General features: G+C 58.1%; 25 protein-coding genes and 1 tRNA gene. 16 read left to right on the forward strand and 10 right to left on the reverse strand.

Annotated elements, in window-relative coordinates:
* The first annotated feature begins 56 nt into the window (after window positions 1-56).
* The 3 genes from Q9295_RS02355 to Q9295_RS02365 all read left to right on the forward strand — a co-directional run bounded on the left by Q9295_RS02355 (window position 57) and on the right by Q9295_RS02365 (window position 1,720).
* Complete coding sequence (locus tag Q9295_RS02355) at window positions 57-680, forward strand: SCO family protein (RefSeq protein WP_306678897.1); 624 nt, start codon at window positions 57-59, stop codon at window positions 678-680.
* Window positions 681-769: 89 nt separating this feature from the next.
* Window positions 770-1,324 (forward strand): ActR/PrrA/RegA family redox response regulator transcription factor, encoded by a 555-nt coding sequence (locus Q9295_RS02360; protein WP_306678898.1) that lies wholly within the window; start codon window positions 770-772, stop codon window positions 1,322-1,324.
* Between the two features lie 78 nt (window positions 1,325-1,402).
* The gene (locus tag Q9295_RS02365) at window positions 1,403-1,720 is read left to right on the forward strand and encodes an H-NS histone family protein (protein ID WP_306678899.1); all 318 of its coding nucleotides are present in this window, start codon (window positions 1,403-1,405) and stop codon (window positions 1,718-1,720) included.
* A gap of 354 nt (window positions 1,721-2,074) precedes the next feature.
* On the opposite strand, the gene Q9295_RS02370 is transcribed toward Q9295_RS02365, so the two are convergent.
* Entirely contained in the window at window positions 2,075-2,641 is a 567-nt protein-coding gene (locus Q9295_RS02370; protein ID WP_306679061.1) for an HD domain-containing protein, read from the reverse strand.
* A 157-nt stretch (window positions 2,642-2,798) separates the two neighbouring features.
* Here Q9295_RS02370 and ahcY point away from each other — a divergent pair, with 157 nt between their 5' ends.
* The 6 genes from ahcY (at window position 2,799) to Q9295_RS02400 (ending at window position 10,307) form a co-directional block, all read left to right on the forward strand.
* A complete protein-coding gene (gene ahcY, locus Q9295_RS02375) occupies window positions 2,799-4,187 on the forward strand; it encodes an adenosylhomocysteinase (protein WP_306678900.1) in 1,389 nt (462 codons plus the stop codon).
* Window positions 4,188-4,539: 352 nt separating this feature from the next.
* Window positions 4,540-6,579 carry a TonB-dependent receptor domain-containing protein gene (locus Q9295_RS02380; protein ID WP_306678901.1) on the forward strand — a complete coding sequence of 680 codons (2,040 nt, stop codon included), beginning with the start codon at window positions 4,540-4,542 and terminating at the stop codon, window positions 6,577-6,579.
* A 146-nt stretch (window positions 6,580-6,725) separates the two neighbouring features.
* On the forward strand, window positions 6,726-7,067 hold the full coding sequence (locus Q9295_RS02385; protein ID WP_306678902.1) for a DUF2853 family protein: 342 nt from the start codon (window positions 6,726-6,728) through the stop codon (window positions 7,065-7,067).
* Window positions 7,068-7,138: 71 nt separating this feature from the next.
* The gene (locus Q9295_RS02390; protein ID WP_306678903.1) at window positions 7,139-8,335 is read left to right on the forward strand and encodes an MFS transporter; all 1,197 of its coding nucleotides are present in this window, start codon (window positions 7,139-7,141) and stop codon (window positions 8,333-8,335) included.
* 395 nt (window positions 8,336-8,730) lie between these two features.
* Complete coding sequence (locus Q9295_RS02395) at window positions 8,731-9,462, forward strand: IclR family transcriptional regulator (protein WP_306678904.1); 732 nt, start codon at window positions 8,731-8,733, stop codon at window positions 9,460-9,462.
* Entirely contained in the window at window positions 9,459-10,307 is an 849-nt protein-coding gene (locus Q9295_RS02400) for an IclR family transcriptional regulator (RefSeq protein WP_306678905.1), read from the forward strand. Before Q9295_RS02395 ends, Q9295_RS02400 begins: the two co-directional genes overlap by 4 nt.
* Here the strand turns inward: Q9295_RS02400 and Q9295_RS02405 are convergent, their stop codons facing one another.
* The 4 genes from Q9295_RS02405 to tsaD are packed head-to-tail and all read right to left on the reverse strand — an operon-like array spanning window position 10,308 to window position 13,023.
* Window positions 10,308-10,727: an EVE domain-containing protein gene (locus tag Q9295_RS02405; RefSeq protein WP_306679062.1), complete on the reverse strand. Its 420-nt coding sequence runs from the start codon at window positions 10,725-10,727 to the stop codon at window positions 10,308-10,310.
* Entirely contained in the window at window positions 10,724-10,996 is a 273-nt protein-coding gene (locus Q9295_RS02410; protein WP_306678906.1) for a YciI family protein, read from the reverse strand. Before Q9295_RS02410 ends, Q9295_RS02405 begins: the two co-directional genes overlap by 4 nt.
* Before the next feature lie 3 nt (window positions 10,997-10,999).
* Window positions 11,000-11,947, reverse strand: coding sequence for an NAD(P)H-dependent glycerol-3-phosphate dehydrogenase (locus tag Q9295_RS02415; protein ID WP_306678907.1), 948 nt, complete (start codon window positions 11,945-11,947; stop codon window positions 11,000-11,002).
* Window positions 11,944-13,023, reverse strand: coding sequence for a tRNA (adenosine(37)-N6)-threonylcarbamoyltransferase complex transferase subunit TsaD (gene tsaD / locus Q9295_RS02420; protein WP_306678908.1), 1,080 nt, complete (start codon window positions 13,021-13,023; stop codon window positions 11,944-11,946). The genes Q9295_RS02415 and tsaD overlap by 4 nt, the downstream gene beginning before the upstream one ends.
* An 81-nt stretch (window positions 13,024-13,104) precedes the next feature.
* On the opposite strand from tsaD, the gene Q9295_RS02425 reads away from it, so the two are divergent.
* The 4 genes from Q9295_RS02425 to Q9295_RS02440 all read left to right on the forward strand — a co-directional run bounded on the left by Q9295_RS02425 (window position 13,105) and on the right by Q9295_RS02440 (window position 16,775).
* Window positions 13,105-13,836, forward strand: a complete 732-nt coding sequence (locus Q9295_RS02425) for a uroporphyrinogen-III synthase (protein ID WP_306678909.1) — start codon at window positions 13,105-13,107, stop codon at window positions 13,834-13,836.
* Window positions 13,837-13,899: 63 nt separating this feature from the next.
* Window positions 13,900-15,033 (forward strand): COG4223 family protein, encoded by a 1,134-nt coding sequence (locus Q9295_RS02430; RefSeq protein ID WP_306678910.1) that lies wholly within the window; start codon window positions 13,900-13,902, stop codon window positions 15,031-15,033.
* Between the two features lie 3 nt (window positions 15,034-15,036).
* Window positions 15,037-16,611 carry a heme biosynthesis protein HemY gene (locus Q9295_RS02435; RefSeq protein ID WP_306678911.1) on the forward strand — a complete coding sequence of 525 codons (1,575 nt, stop codon included), beginning with the start codon at window positions 15,037-15,039 and terminating at the stop codon, window positions 16,609-16,611.
* Between the two features lie 88 nt (window positions 16,612-16,699).
* Window positions 16,700-16,775 (forward strand) — tRNA-Thr (locus tag Q9295_RS02440).
* Window positions 16,776-17,063: 288 nt separating this feature from the next.
* Here Q9295_RS02440 and Q9295_RS02445 read toward each other — a convergent pair.
* From Q9295_RS02445 to Q9295_RS02460, 4 genes are all read right to left on the reverse strand, one after another.
* On the reverse strand, window positions 17,064-17,330 hold the full coding sequence (locus Q9295_RS02445) for a DNA-binding protein (protein ID WP_306678912.1): 267 nt from the start codon (window positions 17,328-17,330) through the stop codon (window positions 17,064-17,066).
* Between the two features lie 390 nt (window positions 17,331-17,720).
* Entirely contained in the window at window positions 17,721-19,133 is a 1,413-nt protein-coding gene (locus Q9295_RS02450; RefSeq protein WP_306678913.1) for a Mob protein, read from the reverse strand.
* A gap of 876 nt (window positions 19,134-20,009) precedes the next feature.
* Window positions 20,010-20,417, reverse strand: coding sequence for a hypothetical protein (locus Q9295_RS02455; RefSeq protein WP_306678914.1), 408 nt, complete (start codon window positions 20,415-20,417; stop codon window positions 20,010-20,012).
* A gap of 62 nt (window positions 20,418-20,479) precedes the next feature.
* On the reverse strand, window positions 20,480-20,881 hold the full coding sequence (locus tag Q9295_RS02460) for a hypothetical protein (protein ID WP_306678915.1): 402 nt from the start codon (window positions 20,879-20,881) through the stop codon (window positions 20,480-20,482).
* A gap of 79 nt (window positions 20,882-20,960) precedes the next feature.
* Here Q9295_RS02460 and Q9295_RS02465 point away from each other — a divergent pair, with 79 nt between their 5' ends.
* The 3 genes from Q9295_RS02465 to Q9295_RS02475 all read left to right on the forward strand — a co-directional run bounded on the left by Q9295_RS02465 (window position 20,961) and on the right by Q9295_RS02475 (window position 23,520).
* Window positions 20,961-21,218, forward strand: coding sequence for a helix-turn-helix domain-containing protein (locus Q9295_RS02465; protein ID WP_306678916.1), 258 nt, complete (start codon window positions 20,961-20,963; stop codon window positions 21,216-21,218).
* 362 nt (window positions 21,219-21,580) lie between these two features.
* Window positions 21,581-22,576, forward strand: a complete 996-nt coding sequence (locus Q9295_RS02470; protein WP_306678917.1) for a thymidylate synthase — start codon at window positions 21,581-21,583, stop codon at window positions 22,574-22,576.
* Complete coding sequence (locus tag Q9295_RS02475; protein WP_306678918.1) at window positions 22,573-23,520, forward strand: alpha-glutamyl/putrescinyl thymine pyrophosphorylase clade 3 protein; 948 nt, start codon at window positions 22,573-22,575, stop codon at window positions 23,518-23,520. The genes Q9295_RS02470 and Q9295_RS02475 overlap by 4 nt, the downstream gene beginning before the upstream one ends.
* Before the next feature lie 4 nt (window positions 23,521-23,524).
* On the opposite strand, the gene Q9295_RS02480 is transcribed toward Q9295_RS02475, so the two are convergent.
* Window positions 23,525-24,505: an ImmA/IrrE family metallo-endopeptidase gene (locus Q9295_RS02480; RefSeq protein WP_306678919.1), complete on the reverse strand. Its 981-nt coding sequence runs from the start codon at window positions 24,503-24,505 to the stop codon at window positions 23,525-23,527.
* Window positions 24,506-24,903: the final 398 nt, after the last annotated feature.

Here is a 24,903-nt window from a genome sequence, read left to right on the forward strand (position 1 = left end):
TTGGAACAAGGCGCATTGTTAGGGCCGAGGCAGTGTGTGAACAAGAGGACGCGAGAATGGACAAAACTTGGGCAATGGTCGCGACGGGCGTGGTTGTCGCGTTTCTTGGCGGTACCGCGGGCTATTTGGTGCTGAACAGCTCGGGCGATAATGCCTTTGCGCAATGTCCTTCGGGTCAGGCGGGTGCCTCGATTGGTGGGCCATTCACCTTGGTCGACGGGGCCTCGGGCAAGACGGTGACTGAGGTTGAGGTGATCGACCGACCAACTTTGGTCTATTTCGGCTACACGATGTGCCCGGATGTTTGCCCGATGGATATGATGCGCAACGCCGAGGTTGTGGATCTGATGGAAGAGCAGGGCAAGGATCTGAAACTGGCCTTTATCACCGTAGATCCAGACCGCGACACCGCACAGGTCGTGGCTGATTTCGCGATGAATCACCACCCCAAGGCGATTGGTTTGACCGGCACGGAACAGCAGATCAAAACGGCCGTTAATGCTTACCGCGCGTATTACAAACTGGGTGATCAAACGGATGAATATTACACCGTCGATCACAGTTCTTTTACCTATCTGATGTTGCCAGGGACTGGTTTGGCTGACTTTTACCGGAATGGCGCCCCTGCGGAAGAGGTGGCCAAAGGTGTTTCGTGCTTCCTTGAGGCGCAAGGCAGTTAAACAAGTCTGGGTTAATTTGACCCGATGGGGCTTGGGGTCTAGAAGGCGGCGCGCGTTTAGATGACGGGCTTGGTGAAAAGGGAAAGCGTATGACGGATGAGCTGTCTGCCCAAATTGGGCCTGATCGCACCTTGTTGCTGGTTGACGATGACGAGCCCTTTCTAAAGCGTCTGGCGCGCGCGATGGAAAAGCGCGGCTTTGTCACCGAAACCGCTGAATCCGTGGCCGAGGGCAAGCAGATCGCCCATTCCCGCCCGCCCGCTTATGCTGTGGTTGACCTGCGGCTTGAGGATGGCAATGGGCTAGATGTGGTTGAGACTTTGCGCGAGCGTCGGCCCGATTGCCGCATCGTGGTCTTGACTGGATATGGCGCAATTGCCACCGCCGTTGCCGCAGTGAAATTCGGAGCGATCGATTATCTCTCAAAGCCGGCAGATGCTGATGATGTGACAAATGCGCTGCTGGCGCGGGGTGATGTCATGCCCGCACCACCGGAAAATCCGATGTCGGCTGACCGGGTGCGATGGGAGCATATTCAGCGCGTTTTTGAGATGTGCGACCGCAACGTTTCTGAAACTGCCCGTAGGTTGAACATGCATCGGCGCACTTTGCAGCGGATATTGGCAAAGCGCAGTCCTAAATAAGTTAAATCCGTCATTGGAACATTGCACGTGTCAGACAATTGGAGTATCGCAACTTCCAAAGGCGCGAAAGGATACCCCATGTCAGTAGATTTGCACTCGCTCTCGCTGAAAGAGCTGAAAGACCTGCAAAACCAAGTCACGAAAGCTATCTCCAATTTTGAAGAGCGCAAGAAAGGCGAAGCGCGGGCTGAGCTTGAGTCGCGCGCACGTGAACTGGGCTTCTCGCTTGCTGATTTGACCGCTGCTGCGCCGGTGGGCCGCAAGCGTGGTATTGCAGCTCCGAAATACCGCAATCCTGCTGATGCTTCCGATACTTGGACCGGCCGTGGCCGTAAGCCGCGTTGGTTCATCGATGCCCTGCAAAGCGGCAAATCGGCTGATGAACTCTCGATCTGAAAGCTCTTTGATTGAGTTTTTTACACGGCGACCTTTGGTTGCCGTGTGATATCATTCCAGAGTGCATCGGTTGTGGAAGCTTCTAGGTCTGGGCCTATGCTTCAAATGATCAAGCAATTGTAGTTGGCGTTTCGCTTTAATCCGAAATGTCCGATTTTGCTGCCCTCTGCTCATCTGTAACGATGTTCAAAAATCTGTCTGGGCAGGGTGTCCTGTCTCGATGGTTTGCCAATCAGGCCAAATTTTCAATCAACAGAACTTTTGATGGTAATCCCGTCGCAGAAGATTATTCTTCAGCGCATCCCTTGGCTTTGATGACCTTATTAAATGTCATCGACCAATGGCCTCTATTGCCTAAGCGCATGCAGCCAGCAGGGTGGCATGGCGCGCGACGAAGTCCTCTCGCACCTGTGCGGGCGGACGTAGTTTGATCTCCAGCCCCCTCAGGACGATATTGGCCTGACGCCCAAAGAGCTTATTCGCCTCCGTTTGCGAAAAACCGGCGATCTGCACGGCCTCTAGCCAGGCCGAGGTGCGATCGGCGGCCTTTATCTGCTGCTTGATCGCTGTGGGCAAAATCGCGGGTAGGCCAAAGCGCAGATGAACCGCTGCGGTGAGCCGTTCGTCCAATGCCGCATAGCTACCCCCAATTGCCGACTTGACCGGGCTGATCATGTCGCCGATGACATATTCGGGCGCATCATGCAGCAAAGCCGCCAGCTGCCAACGCGCCGCAATGCCTGGGTTGCTGCGCGTAAAGATTTCCTCGACCAAAAGTGAATGCTCGGCCACTGAATAGGCCCAATCCCCCTGCGTCTGCCCATTCCACCGCGCAACGAAGGCCAGCCCGTGGGCGATGTCTTCGACTTCGATGTCCAAAGGCGCAGGGTCCAGAAGATCCAGCCGACGGCCTGAGAGCATGCGTTGCCAAGCGCGCGGCGGCTTCTTCGCAGAATTGCGTTTGGGCAAAGAGGGCTGCGGCACAGTTGGACGGTCACTGGTCATTTTCTGCTCTTGTTGTCTCATTATGCCATCAATGGTATCTGCCGGCCCATCCAAGGATCAAGGAGTGCACCGCATGGCTGCGGATTACATCGTCAAAGACATCGCGCTTGCCGGCTTTGGCCGCAAAGAGCTGACCATCGCCGAAACCGAAATGCCGGGGCTTATGTCAAGCCGCGAGGAATTTGGCGCCAGCCAGCCGCTGAAGGGCGCGCGGATCGTTGGCTCGCTGCATATGACGATCCAAACCGGGGTGCTGATCGAAACCTTGGTGGCCTTGGGCGCCGATGTCCGCTGGGCCTCGTGCAACATATTCTCGACCCAAGATCACGCCGCCGCTGCGATCGCCGAAGCTGGCGTGCCGGTTTTCGCGATCAAAGGCCAAAGCTTGGAAGAGCATTGGGATTATCTGGACCGCTCTTTCCAGTTCCCCGAAGGCGCCAATATGATCCTTGACGATGGCGGCGATGCGACGCTCTACGTTCTCTTGGGCGCGCGGGCCGAAGCCGGTGAAGAGATCATCCCGGTGCCGCAATCCGAAGAAGAAGAGGTGATCAAGAAGCAGATCGCCAAGCGTATGGCCGCAAGCCCGGGTTGGTTCACCAAGACCAAGGCTGCAATCAAGGGTGTGTCGGAAGAGACCACCACCGGCGTGCACCGCCTTTACGATCTGCACAAGAAGGGCCAACTGCCCTTCCCGGCGATCAACGTGAATGACTCGGTCACCAAGTCGAAATTCGACAACAAATACGGCTGTAAAGAGTCGCTGGTCGACGGCATCCGCCGCGCCACTGACACGATGATGGCTGGCAAAGTCGCTGTGGTTTGCGGCTATGGCGATGTGGGCAAAGGCTCGGCCGCTTCGCTGCGCGGGGCTGGCGCGCGGGTGAAGGTCACTGAAGTTGACCCGATCTGCGCTTTGCAAGCGGCGATGGACGGCTTTGAAGTCACCTTGCTGGAAGACGAAGTCGCCAGCGCCGATATCTTCATCACCACCACCGGCAACCGCGACGTGATCCGGATCGAGCATCTGCGCGAGATGAAGGATATGGCGATCGTCGGCAACATCGGCCATTTCGACAATGAGATCCAAGTGGCGGCCCTGCGCAACCACAAATGGACCAACATCAAAGAACAGGTGGATATGATCGAGATGCCTTCGGGCAACCGGATCATTCTGCTCTCCGAAGGCCGTCTTTTGAACTTGGGCAATGCCACCGGCCACCCGTCCTTCGTGATGTCGGCCAGCTTCACCAACCAAGTTCTGGCGCAGATCGAGCTGTGGACCAAGGGCGAGAATTATGCCCCCGGTGTCTATATCCTGCCCAAAGAGCTGGATGAGAAAGTCGCGCGTCTGCATCTGAAGAAAATCGGTGTGAAACTGACCGAGCTGCGTCAAGATCAAGCCGAGTATATCGGCGTGACCGTCGCAGGCCCCTTCAAGCCCGAGCATTACCGCTACTGAGGCCAAAGGCCTAAAGCTTAGACAAAGGGCGTCCCCTAGGGGCGCCCTTTTTCATTAAAGGACGGCGGTCGGGCGCGGAAAAGCCAATGTTTGGGCCTGCGTGGCACCCATGAGCCACATTGGTTGAAGTCGCAGATATAAACCTGAGTGTTTTACTTGACCTTTCCGCGCGGATACGGCAATGGCCGTGCAAGCCAGTTGTTTTCCCGCCTAGGGTAAAGCGCGCAAGCCGGATCAGCCATTCAGACACTTCGTGCCGTGCGGGCAGCCGCCGGCTTTGGCATGGTTTGCACCAGCTGATCCTAGGGGCTCGGACCTGCGCATTCACAGGTCCATCAAAGGATCTGGGGAAATGACCATAAAAACCGTAACTTCGACCACCGCTATGGCAATGTGCTTGGCCATTCTGGCCTTTCCTGCCACCGCCCAAGAGGTGGCGCCCGCCGATAGCCTTTATCTCGGCCGGATCATCATCGGCTATTCCGAGGATGGCACGCCGATCTATGCTAGCGACAATACCTCGGTGATCGAGGGCGATGCGCTGACCGGTCAGGGCGGTTTTACCAAACTTGATGACGTTGTGCGCCAGACCCCGGGTGTCACCACCTTGTTGAACGCCGGCCAGCCCGGCCTCGCGGTGGCTGTGCGCGGGCTTGGTGGTTCGAAAGTCGACACCACGATCGAGGGCGTCCCGCAAAACTACCGGATGACCGCGCATAACAACTCGGACGGATTCACCTATGTCGATCCGATGCTGCTTTCGGCAATCGAGATCTCGCGTGGCTCCTCGATCACCAGCGGTGGTCTTTCGGGTTCCGTCAACATGCGGCTTCTGTCGGCCGATGATCTGGTTGAAGGCGATGAGGGCACCGGCGGTATGGTCCGGCTGCGCTACGGCGACAATGGCAAGGGTTACGCCGCACTTAGCGCTTATGGCATGAAGCGCGGCCCGATTGAGCTGGCTTTTGCGGCGTCTCGCTCCGATATGGATTCGTTCACGAATGGGGCTGGCGCGACCATCCAAGACACCGATCAAGAGGGCGGATCGGTTTTGCTGCGCGGCAAGTATAAGGTGAGCGATGCGCTGTCGCTGTCGATGATGGCGATGCATTATAAGACGAGCTACGGCTCGACCACGACCAACTTCGTGCCGGTGCCGCCGCAGATCATCTACGACATGGATGTCACCAACCAAATCCTTGATTTTGGGTTCGATTATACCGGTGATAGCGATCTGTTCGCCCTGAGCGGCAACCTCTATCTGGGCTCGACCGAGCATGTGCATGCCACCGGCAATGGCAGCGCGCTTGGTCGCACCAATGAGACCGAATCTTTCGGCTTCAACCTGAAGAACACCTCGGTTGCTGAGCTCGGCGACTGGACGCTAACCTCGACCAATGGCGTTGAATACAACCGCGACAAACTGTCGGGCCTGAATAGCACTTCCTCGGGCAGCCCATTTGGCACCAACCCGATGACCGGCAATGCCAAACGCATGGCGGTTTATTCTGAAAACGTTTTTGAAAACGGCCCCTTCGAGGTGATGTTCGGTCTGCGCTATTCGGATTACAGCCTGACGGGCTTCTTGCGTGATACGCTTAGTAACCCGGGCACCGAGATCATCAATCAATATGATCTGGACCACGACTCGCTCGATCCGAAACTGTCGTTGGCCTATCGCATCAATGACAATATCCAGCCCTATGTCTCGGTCTATCGCACCAGCCGTGCGCCCACAGCGCAAGAGGCCTTCTTGGGTGGCGGCGATGCCTCGGCCGGTCATGGCGGTTTTGTGGGCAATCCCGAGCTCAAGCCGGAAATCTCGCAAGGCTACGAGATTGGCGTGAACCTGAGCTATGATGATGTCTTCGCAAGCGGCGACACGCTGACCTCGCGCATCAACGTCTACGACCTCGAAGTTGAGAATTTCATCGTGAGCCAAGCCGGCCCAATGGGTGGCGGCATGCAATTCATCAACGTGCCGGGCAAAGTTGACAACAAAGGGCTTGAGCTGGAGCTGGGCTACGAATCCAATCGCTTCTCGGCTGTTTTGGCTTGGGCGAATTCGGATGCAAAATATGGCACCGGCCGTTTGCAACCGAAGAACGCGATCAGCGCCACTTTGGCGGGCCGTTTCTTGGATGGCGATCTGACCCTTGGCACCACGCTGACCTATAACAGTAATGGTCCGGCCTCGATCGCCTTTGAAACCACTGCCAACCGCGATTCCTATAAAACCGTCGATATCTTCGCGAGCTACAACGTGACCGAGGATTTCCGCATCGACGCCAAAATCGCCAATATCACGGATGAGCTTTACACGCCTTGGGCGGCAACGGCGAACAGCGGTGTGGGGCGCGCGGCCTATATCAGCGCCGAGATGCGGTTCTGATCCGCTGCAGCACCTGATCTAAGTGACCAAACAAGGCCGGATCTGATCCGGCCTTGTGTTTTTTCCCCTTACGACATTCAGCCTGCTTGCTATCCCCGCCGGGTGCGCCAAACTCACTGGCACGGAACACTAAGGGAGAAAAAGACATGGGCAAACGTGACGAGCTGATCGCCAAATACGCGGACGATCTGAAGAACAAGTGCAAGGTCAATCCCGATATGGATTTGTTGACCAAGGTGACGATCGGTTGTGGTCCTTCGATCTACGACAATGACGCGCAGACGGTTGCCGCCTCTGACAAGGAAGAGCTTGAGCGGATCAAGAACAACTTTCTGATCAAGAAGCTGGGCCTTACCGATGGTCCGGCGCTGATGGAGGGCATTGAGGCCGCCGTCGACACCTATGGCAAGTCCGAGCGCAATAAATACCGCGCGCCGTTCTACTACCTGCTGGTCAAACATTTCGGTCGCGAAGCCGTTTACAAGTAAGCGCGCGGCCATTGCACTTTCACGAACGGGCGGCCAAGGTGCCGCCCGTTCGTCGTTGTCGCTAGGATGCCATGTCTTCCGCTGCCAAACCCAGTCCGATTTCCCCAGAGACCACGGTTCTGCCGGTCATCCTCGCGGTTTCCTTGGGTCATCTGCTGAATGATCTGATGCAATCGCTGATCCCGGCTGCTTATCCGCTGCTGAAGGATAATCTGGCGCTGACCTTCACCCAGATCGGCTTGATCACCTTTGTCTTCCAAGGCACGGCTTCAATCTTGCAGCCTTTAATCGGGCATTACACCGACCGTCGCCCGCTGCCCTTCGCAATGACAGCCGGTATGGCCTCGACCGGGGCGGGGCTGGTGCTTTTGGCCAATGCGGTAAGCTTTGGTATGGTGCTGGTCGCGGTTGCGCTGATTGGGCTTGGCTCGGCGATCTTTCATCCAGAAGCCTCACGCATTGCGCGACTGGCGGCCGGGATGCGGCCCGGCTTTGCGCAATCCGTCTTCCAAGTGGGTGGCAATGCAGGCTCGGCCTTGGGCCCATTGGCCGCCGCATTCATCGTTTTGCAAAAGGGCCAAGCCTCGATCGAATGGTTTGCCGCCGTGGCTTTGGCGGCAATGGCGCTTCTTTTCGCTGTGGGGCGCTGGTATCAGCGCGCCGGTGCCAGCCGTGCCGCGCAACGCAAAGCCCGCGCGGCCATCATTGCACCCGAGCCTAAGGTGGTGCGCCGCGGCATGACGATCTTGATCATCTTGATGATCTCAAAATTCGTTTATTCGGTAAGCTATTCCAGCTATTATACCTTTTACCTGATCGAGCGGTTCAGCCTGACCAAGGCCGAGGCCAATCTTTGCCTTTTCATCTTCTTGGCCGCTGTCGCTGCGGGCACGATGATCGGCGGTCCGATCGGAGATCGCATTGGTCGTCGTCGCGTGATCCTATGGTCGATCTTGGGCATCTTGCCGTTGACCTTGGTCCTGCCCTTCCTGCCGCTTTACGCCAATGTGGCCGTGGCAGCTTTGGCGGGGTTGATGCTGGCCTCGGCCTTCCCGGCGATGGTGGTTTATGCCCAAGATCTGATGCCGCATAAAACCGGGATGGTGGCGGGATTGCTCTTTGGTCTGGCCTTTGGCATCGCGGCCTTTGGCGCGGCCGTTCTAGGGGTGTTGGCCGACCACTACGGCATTGTCGCAGTTTACAAAATTTGCGCGGTTCTGCCGGCTTTGGGCTTGGCGGCTTGGTTCTTGCCCGACGCAAGGCATTAAGGCCTTAGGGCAAACCACCCGCTATCGAGCGAATTGTCAGAGAATGCTTCGCACTTGGCTTTTGCCTTGGCGGGATGATTCTGGGTATGACTGATCTCAAGCAGGGCAGAAGCGCCCGGGACCTTTTCAGAACACATGCGGTGGTAAGGTAGCATGTGGGGTGGATGGAGGGTTCCGTAGGGGTGCGGGGCCCTCCAAATTTTTACCCAGCTACTCCTGCGCTGCCACCGCTCCTGTCGCGCAAATTCAAGACGCTGCGATCCTCGCGCCGAAAGGCGCTTGCACCACACCCGCCTTCGCCGCAGGCTTGCTGAAAGGGGGCGCTGGCCAAGCTCGCTCAGGGCTGTAGCTGACAGCCCCCCTTGCAGAACGGGTGATGGAGATCGGAGCGCCGGGTGTCGAAGGGCCGAGGGATTCAGTCGATTGAGATCGGCGGCCGATTGCTGGCCAGTTTGGCCCGCAGCAACGGCCCGCAAATGCTGCGCGATTTGGCGCAAGACAGCAATCTCGCCCCTGCCCAAGCCCATGCTTATCTGAGCAGCCTTTGTCGCGTGGGTCTGGTCGAGCAGGATCGACGGAGCGGGCATTACCATCTTGGCGCTTTCTCGATGCGTCTTGGCCTTGCGCGGCTGCGCACGGTGGATCTTTTCAGCCGCGCCACAGCGGTGGCCGAGCAGATGGCAGATGACACCGGCCTCTTGGTGATTGTGGTGGTATGGTCGCCGCGCGGTCCGGCAGCGGTGCAAGTGGCCGGAGGTGCCGCTCTGAACCTTGGCATCAAGCGCGGCACGTTCTTTGCGCTTCATCACACGGCGGCAGGACAGGTGTTTGCCGCTTGGCCCCCAAATGCGGCTTGCAATCCGGTCGATCCCGCCGATGTCGCGCTGGCAGAGGTGGCCCGCGCGCGCGGCTATGGCTTTGCCATTGGCAACCCAATTCCAGGGATCACCGCTTATTCCGCGCCGGTTTTCGATCAGCAGGATCAGCTGGCACTGGCCCTGACCATCGCCGGCCGCAGCGGCGCTTTGGAAGCGTCAGACCGTGTGCTTGTGAAGCTGAGGCGCCATGCCAAGCTGCTCTCGGCCAAGGCCCCGCGTCGGCGTGCCCCGAAGGATGACGCATTATGACCGCCCCCTCGGAGAAACGGCAAAAACCGCGCCTGCGCAAAACCAGCGAATTGGACACCATCCTCCCCCGTAACACCACCCGCGGGGTGCAATCGATCGAGATCGGTGGCAAGTTACTGGCCGCCTTGGCCGAGGCGTCTGGACCGATGATGTTGAAAGACTTGGCGCAACTGGCCGATATGCCGCCCGCTCAGGCGCATGCCTATCTGGTCAGTTATCGCCGCATCGGTCTGGTCGAGCAGGATGAGACCTCCGGGCGCTACCAGCCCGGAGGCTTTGCTCTCGATCTGGCGATCGGGCGGATGAGTGGGGTGAACGCCGAACTTTTCGCTACGGAATTCGCGCAAGAGCTGTCGCAGCGCTTGGGGCTTTCACTGGTCTTGGCCAGTTGGGGACCCGTCGGTCCGGTGGTCACCAGCATGGTCGAGGGCGCGCAACAGATCCATATGAACAGCCGCGCCGGCAGCATCTATTCGATCAGCGGCACGGCAACAGGGCAGCTTTTCGCGGCCTATTTGCCGATCGACAGGGTGCAAGAGGCGTTGCGGCTGCAGAGCTTGGCCGATCTGCGCAACGCCATCGTTGGCAAGCCGCGTCCCATGCCTGCCGAAGATCTGGCGCAGATCCGCGCGCAGGGCTTTGCCACGCTCATCCCGCCCACAGTGCCCGGCGTGATGGCGATCTCGGCCCCGGTTTTCGATGAGGGCGGCCAGATCCGTCTGGCCCTCACGCTGATCTGCTCGGAAGAGCAGCTTGACTCTGCGGGGTGGGCGCAGCAACTGCCCCAGTTGATTGCGGCAGCCCGCCATTTGTCGCAGCAGCTTGGGCATCAGCCGGCGCGCTGATCAGGGGCTAACGCCGCCCATCGCGCAGATGATCTGCCATTCGTCGGGGCTGACCGGCTGCACGGAAAGCCGGGCGCTGCGCACCAGTGCCATCTGCTCAAGCCCAGGTGCTACCTTGCAATCCTCCAGCGTCACCGGGCGCTGCAAAGGCCGCAAAGCTTGGATCCACACGCAATCCCAACGCGGATCATCCGAGGTGCTGTCGGGGGTCGATTCCCGACAAACTTCGACAATCCCGACGATCTCTTTGCCGATGTTGGAATGGTAAAAAAAGCCAAGATCGCCCAGCTTCATGGCGCGCATATTGTTGCGCGCCTGATAGTTACGGACGCCGGCCCATTCCTCTCCGATATCGCCCTTGGCCAGCTGATCTTGCCAGCTCCAGCTGTCGGGCTCGGATTTGAAGAGCCAGAAGTTCATCCGATGACCTTTTTCCATTCGCGGATGTCCACGCTGTGGAAAAGTCCGGCCTTGGCATAGGGGTCAGCCTCGGCCCAATCCCGCGCGGCTTGCAGATCGGCCACGTCCAGCACCACAAGGCTGCCGGCCATATCGCCGGTTTCGGTCAGGAACGGTCCTGCCATCTCGACCACGCCCGTGGCGGCGATATAGGCAAGATGCGCTTCACGGTTGGCCTTGCGGATCTCAAGGCTGGCTTCTTTGTCGATGCAGATCAGCGCCACGCGCATGGGTCACTCCTGTTCTTGCTTTAAAGGGCGGGACATCAGCTGTCGCACAGCCTCGGCCACGCCAATTTCATCGGCCACGAGCCGAGCCACCATGGCGGCCACTGGCATCTCGATCCCCAGAGTTTCGGCCAACCGCACGGCGGCGCGCGCAGTGGCGACACCTTCAACGGTGGCTTGCGCAACCGGAGTGCCAGCTCCAAGCGCCATGCCATGCGCGAAGTTGCGCGATTGGGTCGAGGTGCAGGTGAGGATCAAATCGCCCAGCCCTGAAAGCCCCGCCAAAGTCTCGGCCCGCGCGCCAAGTGCCAAAGCAAGGCGCTGCATTTCGGCATAGCCGCGGGTGATCAGCGCTGCTCGGGCGGAATCGCCAAGCCCCGCGCCACAAACCACCCCTGCCGCAATGGCGATCACGTTCTTCAACGCACCGCCAAGCTCTGCGCCCACGACATCATCGGTGCGGTAAAGCCGCAGGCTTTGGGTCGACAGCACGGTCTGCATCGCCTCGGCCCGGTTGCCGGTCGAGGCGAGGGTGAGCGCCGTGGGCAAGCCCCGCGCAATGTCGAAGGCGAAGCTGGGTCCGGTCAGCATGCCCAACTGCCCCGAGGCCCCGGCTTCGCGCATCACCGCGGCGGGGCCTTTGAGCGTGGTCAGATCAATGCCTTTGCAGCAGGCGACAAGGTCGGAATTCAAAAGCGGCTGGCCTTCGGAAGCAAGGAAGGGCCGCAGCTGCTGCATCGGCAGGGTCAGCAAAACCACCGTGCTTTCGACAAGGTTAGAGACATTTTCAACCACGCGCACGCCTTCCGGCAGCACCATTCCGGGCAGGCGTGCGCTGTCGCGGCGTTGCGCCAGATCGGGGTCGCGGCCCCAAAGCCGCACCTCACGCCCGCCGCTGGCCAGCGCAATTGCCAGCGCCGTGCCGAATGCGCCTGCGCCTGCGATGCCGATCACGCCTTAGCCCCCCGCTTGCCCGACCCGATCAAGGGCGCCGCGCTGCCATCAAGCGGCCAGCGCGAGCGCGCCGAAAGCTCTGGCCCATCGGTTTGACCTTCACGGAAAAGCTCAATCCCGGCCCAAGCGATCATGGCGGCATTATCGGTGCACAGCGGCAGCGGCGGTGCCAAGAACCGTGCGCCGGCTTGGGCGGAAACAGTCTCTAACTTGGCCAGAATGGCGCTATTTGCGGCCACACCTCCAGCCACAGCAAGTGCCGTGACAGGGGAGGCGGCCAAAGCGCGGCGAGTCTTTTCAGCCAAAACATCGGCCACGGCGGCCTGAAAACCCGCGCAAAGATCGCACCGGTCTTGCTCGGTCAACCCGCCTTGCGCGGCCACCAGCGCATCCCGCGCCCGCAATACAGCGGTTTTCAGCCCTGAGAACGACAGATCGCAGCCCGCCCGGTCCAGCAAGGGTCGCGGGAAGGCAAAGCGCCGCGCATCGCCGGAAGCTGCCGCGCGCTCAACATGTGGACCTCCGGGTTGCGGTAACCCCAAAATCTTGGCGATCTTGTCGAAGGCCTCACCCGGCGCATCGTCAATCGTGCTGCCCAGACGGCGGAAGCTTTGCGGCCCCTCGACCGCCAGAAACTGGCAATGCCCGCCCGAGACCAACAGCATCAGATAGGGATAATCGAGCCCATCGGTCAGACGCGGCGTCAGCGCATGGCCCGCAAGATGGTTCACCCCCACCATCGGTAGGCCAGTGGCCGCAGCCAAAGCCTTGGCGGTCATCATTCCGCTCAGAACGCCACCGATCAGCCCTGGCCCTGCCGTGACGGCGATCCCGTCCAGCTCGTCAAGCCGGACGCCGGCCGTCTGCAAAGCCTCACGGATGCAGTCATCCAACCGCTCAACATGGGCGCGGGCGGCGATTTCGGGCACGACACCACCGAAATCGGCATGCAAAGCCGTTTGGCCCTGCACGACCGTGGATAAGATCTTTCCAGAGGCGGCATCGCTGCGCACCACGGCGGCGGCCGTGTCATCACAGCTTGACTCGATGCCAAGGAAGGTGAGCGCGCGGGTCATGGTTCCAACTTGTGGGGGCATGTCAGTCGCAGGTAGCATCCGCTCGCCCGCCGCACAATCCTTAGGAGCCATTGCCCGCTTATGAAGGCCCAGCCGATCCCGCCCAGCCACCTGCCGGTTTTGATCACCCGGCCGCAACCGCAGGCGGACCGGCTTGCGGCTGATTTGTTGGCCGAGGGGCTTTCTTCGGTCCGTCTGGTGGTGTCGCCTTTGATGCAGGCGGTGTTCCCGCAGGTGACCCTTCCCGAGGGGGATTTTAACGCGGTGATCCTGACCTCGGAAGCCGGGGCGATGGCGGCCAAGGCTTTGCGTCCCGGCTTGCCGGGAACGGCCTATTGCGTCGGGCGGCGCACGGCCGAGGTGGCAAGGGCCAGTGGGTTTGACGCGACCTCCTTGGGCCAGACCGCCGCTGAGATGCTGCCCGCTTTGGCCGCCATGCCGGGGCCGTTTCTCTATTTGCGCGGACGGGAAGCCTCGGTCGATGTGGCAGCTGAGCTGCGGGCGATGGGGAAAATCGCGCAAGCCACAGTCATCTATGCCCAAGATCCGGCTCCGCTAAGCGCTGAAGCTCAGGCCCTTCTGGCCAAAGGTGAAAAGGTGGTCGTACCACTTTATTCGCGGCGCTCGACGCGGTTGTTGGTCGAAGCGATTCCCCCTGCGGCCCGGTCCCTGCTGCGCCCGATCTTGATCGCTTCTCCCTTGTTGCAGGACCTGCCGGAACCCATGCAAGCGCAGGCCGTTGTTGTCGATACGCCTGACGGAAAGCTGATGCAGGTGGCGATCCTGCGCGCGGTTCAGACCCTGCCGCCTTGAAGCCGGGGGGCTGGGGTGGTTAGTTGGAGGCTGGTGATCGCATGACCAAGGGGAACGCCGCGGATGTCGGATAAGGATCAAGAGCCGGGTGCTATCGGACCCCAGCAGCCACCGACGGACGGCGTAGAGCCCGAGGCATTGGGCGCGGATCCTGTGGTAGACCCCGCCCCGCAGCCCGAGGCGCTTGTCGAAAAGCCGCGTCGTGGCGGCGGCTTGGCGATTCTGGCCGTGCTTTTGTTGGGCGGCGCTGCAACGGCTGTGGCATGGTATGACCCGCTGCAATGGCGCGGAGCTGGTGGCGTTCCGCCCGAGGTCAGCGCAGAAATTACCGCTTTGACGGGGCGCTTGCAGGCGGCCGAGGCGGCAAATGCGGCACTGGAGCAACGCCTTGTGCTATTGGAGGCGCAGCCCGCCCCGGTTTCTGCCGATGCATTGGCGGCATTAGAGGCCCAAGCCCAAGAGAATCAGGCCGCTCTTGCGGCGCTGCAAAGCGCTCCCGCGGGAGAGGATGTTTCAGCCGGGCAAGTCGCGGCTTTGGTGCAATCCGTGGCGCAGTTGAAAGATGAGCTGGCAAAACTGAAGCAAGACCCTCCTGAGGCTGGCGTTACCCCCGAAGCGTTGAAAGCTGCCGTTGATGCTGCAATGGCCGCACGCGATGAGGCCGTTGCCAGCGAAGCCGCTGCCACCGCTGAGGCAACGCGTCAGCTGACCGCCCGCAATGATGCGGTCACCGCATTGCGTGCGGCGGCAGATAGCGGCGCGCCTTTCGCCGAGCTTCTTCCGACACTGCAAGGACTTAGCCTTGATCCGGTGTTGCAAGACGCGGCCTCGACTGGACTTGCCACGCGACAGTCCTTGATCGACAGCTTCCCCGCTGCGGCGCGGGCGGCGCTCAATGCCTCGCTTCGGGCAACCTCGGGCACCGGCATTGGCGATCGTCTCTCGACCTTCCTGCGCATCCAGACCGGTGCGCGTTCGGTCGTGCCGCAAGATGGCACCGATCCGGATGCGGTCTTGTCGCGGGCCGAGGCGGCCACGGCAGCGGGCGATTTCGCCATGGCTTTGCAAGAGCTGAACGCCTTGCCAGCCGAAGGACAGGCCGAGATGGCAGAGTGGAGCGGCCAAGCGAAGACTTGGCTTTCCGCGCAAGACGCATTGAACAAACTTGCGGCTGCGGCCGCGGTGCAGGGGGGCTGACGGGTGCTCTGGTCGCTAACGAAAGTCGTCCTTTTCCTTTTGGCCATCGGCTGCTTGGCCGTTTTGGGCACCATGCTCTCGGCCACCGGCGAGGCGGTGCGGATCACGGCTTTGGGGATGGAGTTCACGCTTGGGCCGTTGCAGGCGGTCGTCGGGATCCTGCTCCTTTTCGGATTGGTCTGGCTGGGCCTGCGCATCCTGGCCTTCCTTGTCGCCACGGTGCGGTTTCTGAACGGTGATGAGACCGCGATCAGCCGCTATTTCGACCGCAACCGCGAGCGCAAAGGCTATGCCGCGATGTCAGAGGCGTTGATCGCTCTGGCCTCGGGCGAGAGTGCTGCCGCGCTGCAACGGGCGAAAACAGCGGAAAAGCTGCTGCGCAAGCCCGAGCTGACGACCCTTCTTCTGGCGCAAGCGGCCGAGGCCAATGGCGATGGGCGCATGGCGGTCAATGCCTATAAGTCCTTGTTGCAGAACGAGCAGACCCGCTTTGCGGCGATGCGGGGTCTTTTGCGCAACAAGCTGGCCGAGGGTGACACCGACACCGCGCTGAAGCTGGCCGAAAAGGCCTTTGCGATGAAGCCGCGCCATGCCGAGACGCAGGACATTCTGCTCAAGCTGCAATCGGACCACCGCGATTGGAAGGGCGCGCGCATCACCTTGGGTGAAAAGCTGCGCTCGGGTGAATTGCCGAGCTCGGTCTATCGGCGGCGCGATGCGCTTTTGGCCTTGGAAGAGGCCAAGGTGATCACCGATGAGGGCAGCACGATTGAGGCGCGCGAGGCCGCAATCGAAGCCAATAAGCTCTCGCCGGATCTGATCCCGGCGGCGGTTATCGCGGCGCGGGCCTTGGTGGAGAAAGGCGATGCCAAATCCGCCACGCGGGTGCTGAAAAAGGCGTGGGAGGTTTTGCCGCATCCCGATCTTGCTGCTGCTTTCGCCGCGATTGAGCCGGAGGAGGCACCCGCCGAGCGGTTGAAACGCTTCAAACCCTTGTTGCAAGCGCGGCCGCAGGACGAGGAAACGCGGCTGACCAAGGCCGAACTGCTGCTGGCTGACACCGATTTCAACGGCGCGCGTGAGGCTTTAGGCTCCTTGGCCGAGGATCATCCGACGCAGCGCAGTCTGGCGATCTTGGCGGCGATCGAGCGCGGCTCGGGCGGTGATGATGCGCTGGTGCGGGGAATTTTGGCCAAGGCGGTGGCGGCCTCGCGCGGGCCGCAATGGTGCTGTGACAAGTGCCAAGCCGTGCAGGAAGACTGGACGCCGATCTGCCCCGATTGCGGTGGCTTTGATACGCTCAGCTGGCGCGAGCCTTTGCATGAGGGGCGCAAACCCGCAGGCGTTCTGGCGCGTCTTGCCCCCTTCCTCTTTGGCCAAGATCGCCCCAAAGTGATTGAAGCTGAAGAGATTGCCGCCACATCGGCTGTTGTCGCAGCGGTGCCGGCCTCTGCGCCTGCACATGCCCCCGCTCCGGCCGGGGCCAAGGTGCCGGATGCTGTGGTGGTGGATGATGCAGAGGTTATCGACCTGCCAGAGGGCCTGACGCCAGACGAAATCTTGCGCCGGGCAAATTAGGGCTACACAGTCGCGAACGGCGGTGCTAAATGCTCGCCGTCCGCGCTGCCAATGAGGGGAACTTCGGGGCAGTGAAGTCAAGAAAAGTGCCGCTGTAGCTCAGCTGGTAGAGCACGTCATTCGTAATGATGGGGTCGGGGGTTCGAGTCCCTTCAGCGGCACCAGTATCCTACTGGAATACCAGCACAAAATGGCCGCCCTTCGGGGCGGCCTTTTGCATTGCGGCTCTCGTGGAACCACCGTGGAACCAGATTTGAGGGGTGGACCCAGACGCCTCGTCACGAAAATGTGAAATGGGGATTTGGGTCATTTCGGCCGGCGCATCGAAAATCCGAGCGTCGCAGCCTTGGTCGCGATTCTGATCGGCAATCCGCGATCGGAGGTATTCTTGAAAATGGATGTCCCACATGAGCGGGTGAAACGGCCACCTCTGCGGCGGCTGACAGAAGATCTTAAAGGGTATCAGACGTCGAGCTGCGCAGCGGTCCCAGCTTTTCGATCGCCCATTCATCCAGGGCAGTCTTGGGGTAGAGCGGTGTGCGGTTTGCCAAGTGATACGCAGGCCCACCGCCGCGCGTGGCAAGGGTCGCAAGGGTGGCCGGTGCATAGGTCAGGCCGAACTGGGTTTCCAGATAACGACTGGCCTCATCCCTGCGCAGGCGCGGCTTACGGGAGATGAGCGCATCCCTCTCGGCCGCCTTGATGTGAATGGGGTCCATTATACTCCTCCTTTGACGCGCCCTTGAGCTCGGCGCTGGTTTGCATGTGGATATATTCTGGACCTCTGTCGTTCATGCCCCAAGATGCTGATTTGGGTTTTCCACATAAATCGGAGGGCTTTGAGCAGATGAAATTCTATTTCCGGTGGGCTTCCCTATTTAATTTCCCATGATTTTCGGCACCTCCTTCGCAATCCATTTAGATTTTCCGCTCAACAGGAGCTGGTCGGATTGTCATCCTCCCGGGGCACTTCAGGCTCTTCACTGCTCGGGAAATATTTTTTCTCGAAAGCGTCTGCGGTTTTGCCGCGCCTGGTGCTGCGCAAATCGCCTTGTGGAACCAAAATATCGAAGACCCACCTATTGCAGCACAACCATGGGGGCGCGTGTCTAGTGATAGGTGGGCGGTTCCGGTTTGGCCGCTGCAGATGCTCCACGCCCGACCGTAAGTTTTTGGATCATTTTGAAGAACCGCCCAAGGAGCCTGACGCCTTCTGTCTTCTCCTCTTGCCCTGCCAGCATGCGGCGGAAGCGTGAGAGATAGGGGAGGTTCGAGCCGAGAGTAATCTGTCCATCACCTTTGATGGCCGATTGCTCCACGGCGTCCATGATCTCACTCATGGCACCAATCGCGTTGGTGAGATCGCTCTCCCGTGCATCCAGCTCAGCCGCGCGCCGCCCGAGAGCCGCCTCCTTCGCATCCAGCGCAAACTCTCGGGCGTCCAGTTCCGCTTCCCTTTCTGATGCAGCCTCGATGATCCCCTGCCGCGTTGCGCTCAGAGCTTCATCCTCTTCCATCAGCTTCTCCGCCTCATTCTCCAGCCGCTGGACTACCTGTGCCGCGTGTTTTGCCTCCCTCTTCCTGGCGGCATAGGTTTTCGTGCTCAGGCGCTCCTGACGCGGGCCGTGGCGCAGGAGACCGCAAGGCAGGCCCACAGCTTCATGATAAGCGTCCTGCGCCCTCTGCATCGCGGCCTTATAGACCTTCTGATCGGCGGCCCCACCGCGCTCCAGCCGGCCCGCCTTGAGGTGGGCCTGATTACGCTTTTTCCAATCCTCCATCCTCGCATCGTTTTCAGCCTGCACTTTTGCGCGGGCCTCTTCCCATGCGGCGACAGCCTCAGCGTGACGGGCATCGTTCTTGGCCTGGGTCGTGCGGTTCTTGCTCGGCTTCGGCTTCTTGGGTTTAAGCGGCAGCGGATCGAGCTCGGGCTTCTCAAGGCTTTCGATCACATCGGTCTGATGCGTTTGGCGATACTCTGCCGCCGCCCTCTTTCCGACATGGAGCTTATTCGCATCCATCTTCGGATCAGCATCATTATAGGCTAGAATGTGGATGTGCAGATGGCCCTCATCTGAATGCATAACCGCCGTGTGGACAACTCCCTCCGGCATCCTTGCGCTGAAGTCTTGCATCACTCTCATCGTCCAAATAGACACCTCGTCCCCATAGGCAGCGGTATCAGCAAGGTAGACTGCGCTCGCGATCGGATGCGAATGAACCTCGGTGTAGAGGGTCGCCGCATCGCTGCGAAGGCCCCGGGTATAGGTGCCGCCCCCTTTGGCTTTCACGCTCTCGACAAGCGTCGCCACCTTCGCACGCCGCTTCTCGATGAATTCGTTAATCGGGGTGCAGAAGGGCAACTGCAGATAAGGGCGCGGGCTGGCCACATGCTCCGAATAAGCCGGGGTGCGGCGGGCTTCCTCTTCCACCTGTTCGGCAGTGTTGAAGTGATCTGCTGCTCCCCTCACCTTCTTCGGCGCTTGGGAATAGGTCTCGATGTGGAAGAACTGATAGGCCATGGCATCGCTCCATTCGCGGGACATGGCTTTTCAGTTGTGGGCATTTCCGGACAAAACCTAAAGCTTTCTGAACCGGCCCATTCCTTTTTGGTGGATAACCCCTCTTTCCCTATCCATCTGATCTGACGCTATTTTCTTATTCGCTTCTTTTGCACCGGAACCAACCTCCCCGCCGCTTCCTTGTTTCTCACTGCCCTTGCAACCTTTCCTGCCCGCCAACCCCTTTGATGAAACAAAGCCTGTGCGAGGAGCACAGGCCCACCGGTCAGCGATGACCGGCAAACCAGCGCGCAACATATGCGCGCCTGAACCGGCCCATGGTCCGGCCTTTAGGATCAACGGATTCGTAAAAGCGCCGGTCGTAATCTGTCTTCGACCTGTCCTGGGTTTGATTGACGTAATCTGGGCCGCCTCATCATGGGGGGCGGGAAGGAGGTAGCCGCAAAGCTACCTACAAAGACAGACTGTATGTAGCTTAAGCTACTTCCAGCTGCCCCTAACGCCGGGGAGGCGCTCCGTCGGGCCTTGAGGGCCCAACTGCGTGTCAGCCACGGGCTGCCTTTGCATAGGATCGGTCCAAGGTCCGATCTGGAAGAATGGCTGCCGAGGGCAGGATAGCACCAAAATGCCGCCAGCGCATCACGGCAAAAAGCCGAGTTTTGCGCCGAAGGTTTTGCCCATGTCACCTGCCCGTGCCGCAAAGGCCACCAATCGCGGCATTCCGACAACGAGGCAATGCTGGCACTAATCTATTTCGCTGCATGGGGTAGCTGTGAGCCTATCGAGATCAAACCTCACCCGTCGATCTCGCCCTGATACTCTGAGGCGGCCAAAGGCCGGAGCTCGGCAAGCTGCCGCCCCCAACCTGATACCACGCTACGAAAAGCCGTCCCCTTGAATTTGGGCGAGCTCCAAATCAAGGACATCATCGCGCTTTTGCTGCATCGCTTGAAGGATGGTTATGCCATGGAGGTCAGGCCCCGCCAGAAGCTTATCCAGCACCACCCAGGGGCCGTCGAGGCGGAAGAAGGCGAGATACTCCGCCAGCCGGTGGATCAGACTGCCATCGCCATTGAACTGAAGGGCTGGGTAGAACCAGCCGTCCTTATGATCCAAGGCGAGCACCTCGGCCCTCTCGCGCATTTCTGCGAGCCCTTCTGACGTGTAGCCAAATCGATCGAACATCTGGGCATCGTCCAACATCAGGCCAGCCTCGATGAACATCTCCGCCTTGTGCTGCACCGCGAGGGCACGGGCACCGGCTAGTGGGTCAACGTTGGTCATCTGTGGTGCTCCTGCTCATCATGCTGCTCTGCCCTGTAGCCTAAAGCTCAGGGCGAGTGCCGTCATGGGTAAGTATGCGCGGTCACGGCTATGACTGTTGGCACATAGATTGGGCGACCGAATTGGCAGGCGATGACCGCCGATTGCACGTCCGACGTATCGGTCAGATCGATCAGCAGCTGCGTGACCCGCTGGAGATCCTCCACAGTGTAGAGGCGAACGAACCGATCGTCGAACCGCGTCGGAGTGGTCTCGGGCGAGGCGCAAAGCTCGTCGATGCTGATCCGCCCATCCTCGGCTCGCGCCTGACGGCGGGCCTCTGCCCGCCACGCGGGGTCGTGCTGCTCCGCCGGGACGGCGCGGTTGATACTGGTCCGCCGCGGCGTCTGACAGAGCACCAGCTTCACCGCCATGTCCCACAACAACTTCACGGGGATGTCGATCCCCTCTTCGATATGGCTCATCATCCGCTCCTAAATTTATCTATTTTTTAGATAATCTAAAATTCAGGTCAAGGTGCTTTCGTTTCTAGCGCGAGCCCCTATGACCAAGACCATCCACAGCCCCGGCCAGAAGGCCCTGATCGAAGCCCTCACCAATGCCCGGAAAGAGGCAGGCCTTTCGCAGATGGCGCTGGCTGAGCGCCTGCACTGCCACCAGTCCATGATCGCGCGGATCGAGAGCGGAGAGCGGCGTATCGATGTGGTGGAGTTGGTTGTGCTTGCGCGGGCTATTGGGGTGGAAGCCGAAGCGATAATGAAAGTCGTCTCTGCTAGCGTTGATGAGCAGCAGAAGCTCTAACGACCAAAAGGCATATCTCTTTGGCAGCAACATCACTGCTAAGATGTATCTTGATATGGGCTACTTATTGGACAGCGTAAAGCCCAAGCGTCAGCTGCAATGAAAATTAGCCATCATGCTTGCAGGAGCATGAAGAGCCTGGCGCAGTGAAGCTGCCAGAATTCGGCCCAGCAATATGCAAAGGGCTGAATCTGCGATAAAAAATCTTGACTGTGCTGCAGGCACATAGTCTTCTTCTCTGAAATTTATGCTGAGCTCGGCTCGATAGTTAACAGTTCTTCGGTGCAGGCTTATAGAAATTACGCCACTAATAATTAAAAGTCTCCGCGGTCAACTTGTGGCGTGCAAACAGGAGGGATGAATTGAGCTACATAGGCGCAAATAACCTCGACGACCTAATGAGAAAGGTGTTTGACCTTCTCTTGGATGGGAAAAAGCGAGTAGTCGCCACAAAAGGCTCAACCTTTGAGGAGTTTGGAGTTACTTTGGGGCTTCGAAACCCAAGATTTAGAGTGAGTAGAGCTGAAAGCCGCCAAATACTTATTTCATGCTTGGGCGAGCTTCTTTGGTATCTAAGTGGGAGTGATGACTTAAGTCACATTAAATACTATCTGCCTAGATATGACAAATCCGCGGAAGAGGATGGAAGGATACATGGGGCATACGGCCCTAGGCTATTCAACAGCAATGGCACAAACCAAATAGAAGCAGCCATAAACATTTTGAAGAGGAAAGGTAGTTCGCGGAGGGTGGCAATTCAGCTTTTTGAGGCGCGGGATCTGCTGTCCGATTACAAAGATATACCGTGCACCTGCACTATGCAATTTATGATCCGCAAGAATAGATTAAACATGATGGTTTTTATGCGATCAAACGATGCATACAAAGGCCTTCCTCATGACATATTTGCATTTACTATGCTGCAAGAAATGGTTGCAAGAACCTTGGGCGTAGAGCTTGGCAATTACAAACATGCAATAGGAAGCCTGCATCTTTATGAAGCCGACGCCGAGAAAGCAAAATCGTATCTAAATGAAGGCTTCCAAGATGCTCGTCCAATGCCCCCGATGCCTTTAGGCGACCCTTGGGGTTCAGTCAAAGCACTATTGATGGCTGAGCGCGATATTAGAGCAAGCGGGGACCTCAACGTCGACACTCAAGAGCTAGATAATTACTGGGTGGATCTAATTAAAATTCTGCAAGCATTTGCGGCACTCAAAGGCAGAAATATTCAGCGGATCAAGGAAATAAAAAGTTCAATGTCGAGCAGTTTTTATGGAACTTACATGAATAAGGTCGAAAAGAGTGCCATCCCCCGACAGGTTCAATCAGAATTTTCGTTTGGAGAAGTAAATTGAGAGGCGCATTTCGAAATAACCAGGGGCAATTAGAGGCAAATCTCAATAGCTTTCGCTTCGATGGCCGTAGCTTACAGGGAATTCAATCAAACTTAGAACGAACTGTTCTGACACTTCAAATTATCGATAGCTTGAGACGAACGCACTACGTGCGGACACTGTCAAACAAAGCAACTCTGCCGGAACGCGCAGATCCAAATAGCCCGATATTTGACCCAATTAGGGCGGCAGTGTTTCTCAGAAATACAGGGCATTTTGACGAGGCGTTATGGGTTACATTTATTGGGACACACTGCGGCAAGCATAAGATTTATGGCTGGCGCCTCGCCGCAGCAATCTATTCTGGCCTCCGGAATAATGGCGCATACTGGACGTGGCAGAGAATTTCTCAGAACCCAGCAGGGTTTATTGCCTGGATGCAAGCAAATCAGGCGACGCTCCTGAGTGCTCGGGAAAACCTAAAATTCAGCAATCATAGAAAGTATGAAAGCCTAAATACAGGCCGCCAGAACCACACAGGTGAAGTGTTTGCATCGTATGTCAACTGGGTATCGGCACATAACGACCACCGCGGATTAATAAATCACATTCTTACCCAGGTCGGGCAGAACCCCGAGAGGGTTTTTGACGAGTTGTATAATCAGATGTCAAGCCGTGTCACGCGCTTTGGGCGGCTGGGGGCATTTGATCATATATGTATGCTGGGGAAACTTAACCTCGCGCCAGCATCTCCTGGCAGCACATACATAAAAGATGCAACCGGCCCGCGTCGCGGTGCGAACCTCCTCATCTCGAATAACGCCAACTTCCCCAACCCAGTCAATCAGATTGAGGCCACACTAAGCGCGCTATCGGCTCACTTAGGTATCGGCATGCAAGAAATTGAAGATTCACTATGTAATTGGCAAAAGAGTCCACAGGAATATGTGCACTTTAAGGGCTAATGCTTTACCACTTATATCTTCTCTTTAGGTAATTCATTCTGGATCTCTCCATCAGTCCAAAATGCTGCATTTGCCCAACAAGAATCCCAGGAGAGATGCCTAGGCGAAAAGCCAATCTAATAATTGCATCTCTCCTTATACTAACAACTTCGAGATCCGATCGCCTTTCGGTCGGAATAAGAATCTCTGAAGCAAATGCATTAGCCTCTCTTTCAATCTCATCGCTGTCGACAAAATCTCCCTCTAAGAAAAATGATCTATCAGAGTGAAGAATTAGATGACCAATTTCATGGAACAAAGTGAACCAGAAGTGATCGTCGGACAGATATCTAAAGCTTAACTGGAGCGTCGCACTACCATCCAAGTTGATGCGCGTAGCGCCGCTTGCACGGCAACCAGATGGAGCCCGCACGACAACGAATCTCACACCCGCTGAAGCCAAAATACTCCGGATGTTGGGCAAAAAGTTCTCGACGGAAGATCGTCGGCACTCTCGCCTTATCGCATCAAGATTTTCACGCAGCTTTTTGGGATCAAAGGGGCCACAAGGTATATTCTCTGCTACTATATCTCCCTGGCGCAGCCATGCCACTGTGGCTGCGTCATCATTTTCGAAAGTGAAAGTTGTTCTGAATGCCACCTTAGAAAGCGTGGGCTCATAAATGCGATACCAGTCTTTCACATTGTCGCAATTAAAGAAGTCAAATAGATGACTCGCCTTTTCTGCGACTGAACGGGCAACAGGTATCCAGCCAAATTTCGCCATATCATTATAAGGCTGCGACTTCACCCATTCTTTTTCAGATTCCGGTGCCATCTCAGAAATGGCATCTTGATAAATGGCATCACGGCGCAACCAAAAGCCTTTACTACCGCCGACATAACGCTCCAGCTGTAAAGCAAGATGAGGTGTGATTGGTTGCGACTGAGCGACTACTAATCTGAACTCGGAGCCGATTTCACGCTCTAACAAATCCACCGACATTCCGCGCGCTCGGATTATTGATAAAATAGTAGATCCTGGGCATTGAGGCCAATCACTTCCAAGGGACGCAGATAGGTTCATCATTCGCTCCCAACACTAATTATCTTGAGACGCGCGACGTCAGCCCAGTTTAGCGCACCTGAAGAGGTAAGCGGTGCCACAGCGTGTCCCTGTTCTGCCTTCAAGATCAAGTCCCTCCCCTGCGATGATGATATGCAGCCTGTAGAGTGGTCCATTTGAAACAGTTCCGGCAGAAGCTCGATTTCAGCGCCATTTTCGAAGGCCTCTATATCCGCGAGGCGTTGATGTAGGAAGGTGGCATTTTGGACACCAAGTGCACGGATCGCGGCATCCTTGTTCCTGCAAATGCGTCGTATAACACTGGTCGCGTATGATAG

Origin of the sequence: Pseudogemmobacter lacusdianii, assembly GCF_030848395.1 — a bacterium.
Lineage (GTDB): Bacteria > Pseudomonadota > Alphaproteobacteria > Rhodobacterales > Rhodobacteraceae > Pseudogemmobacter > Pseudogemmobacter lacusdianii.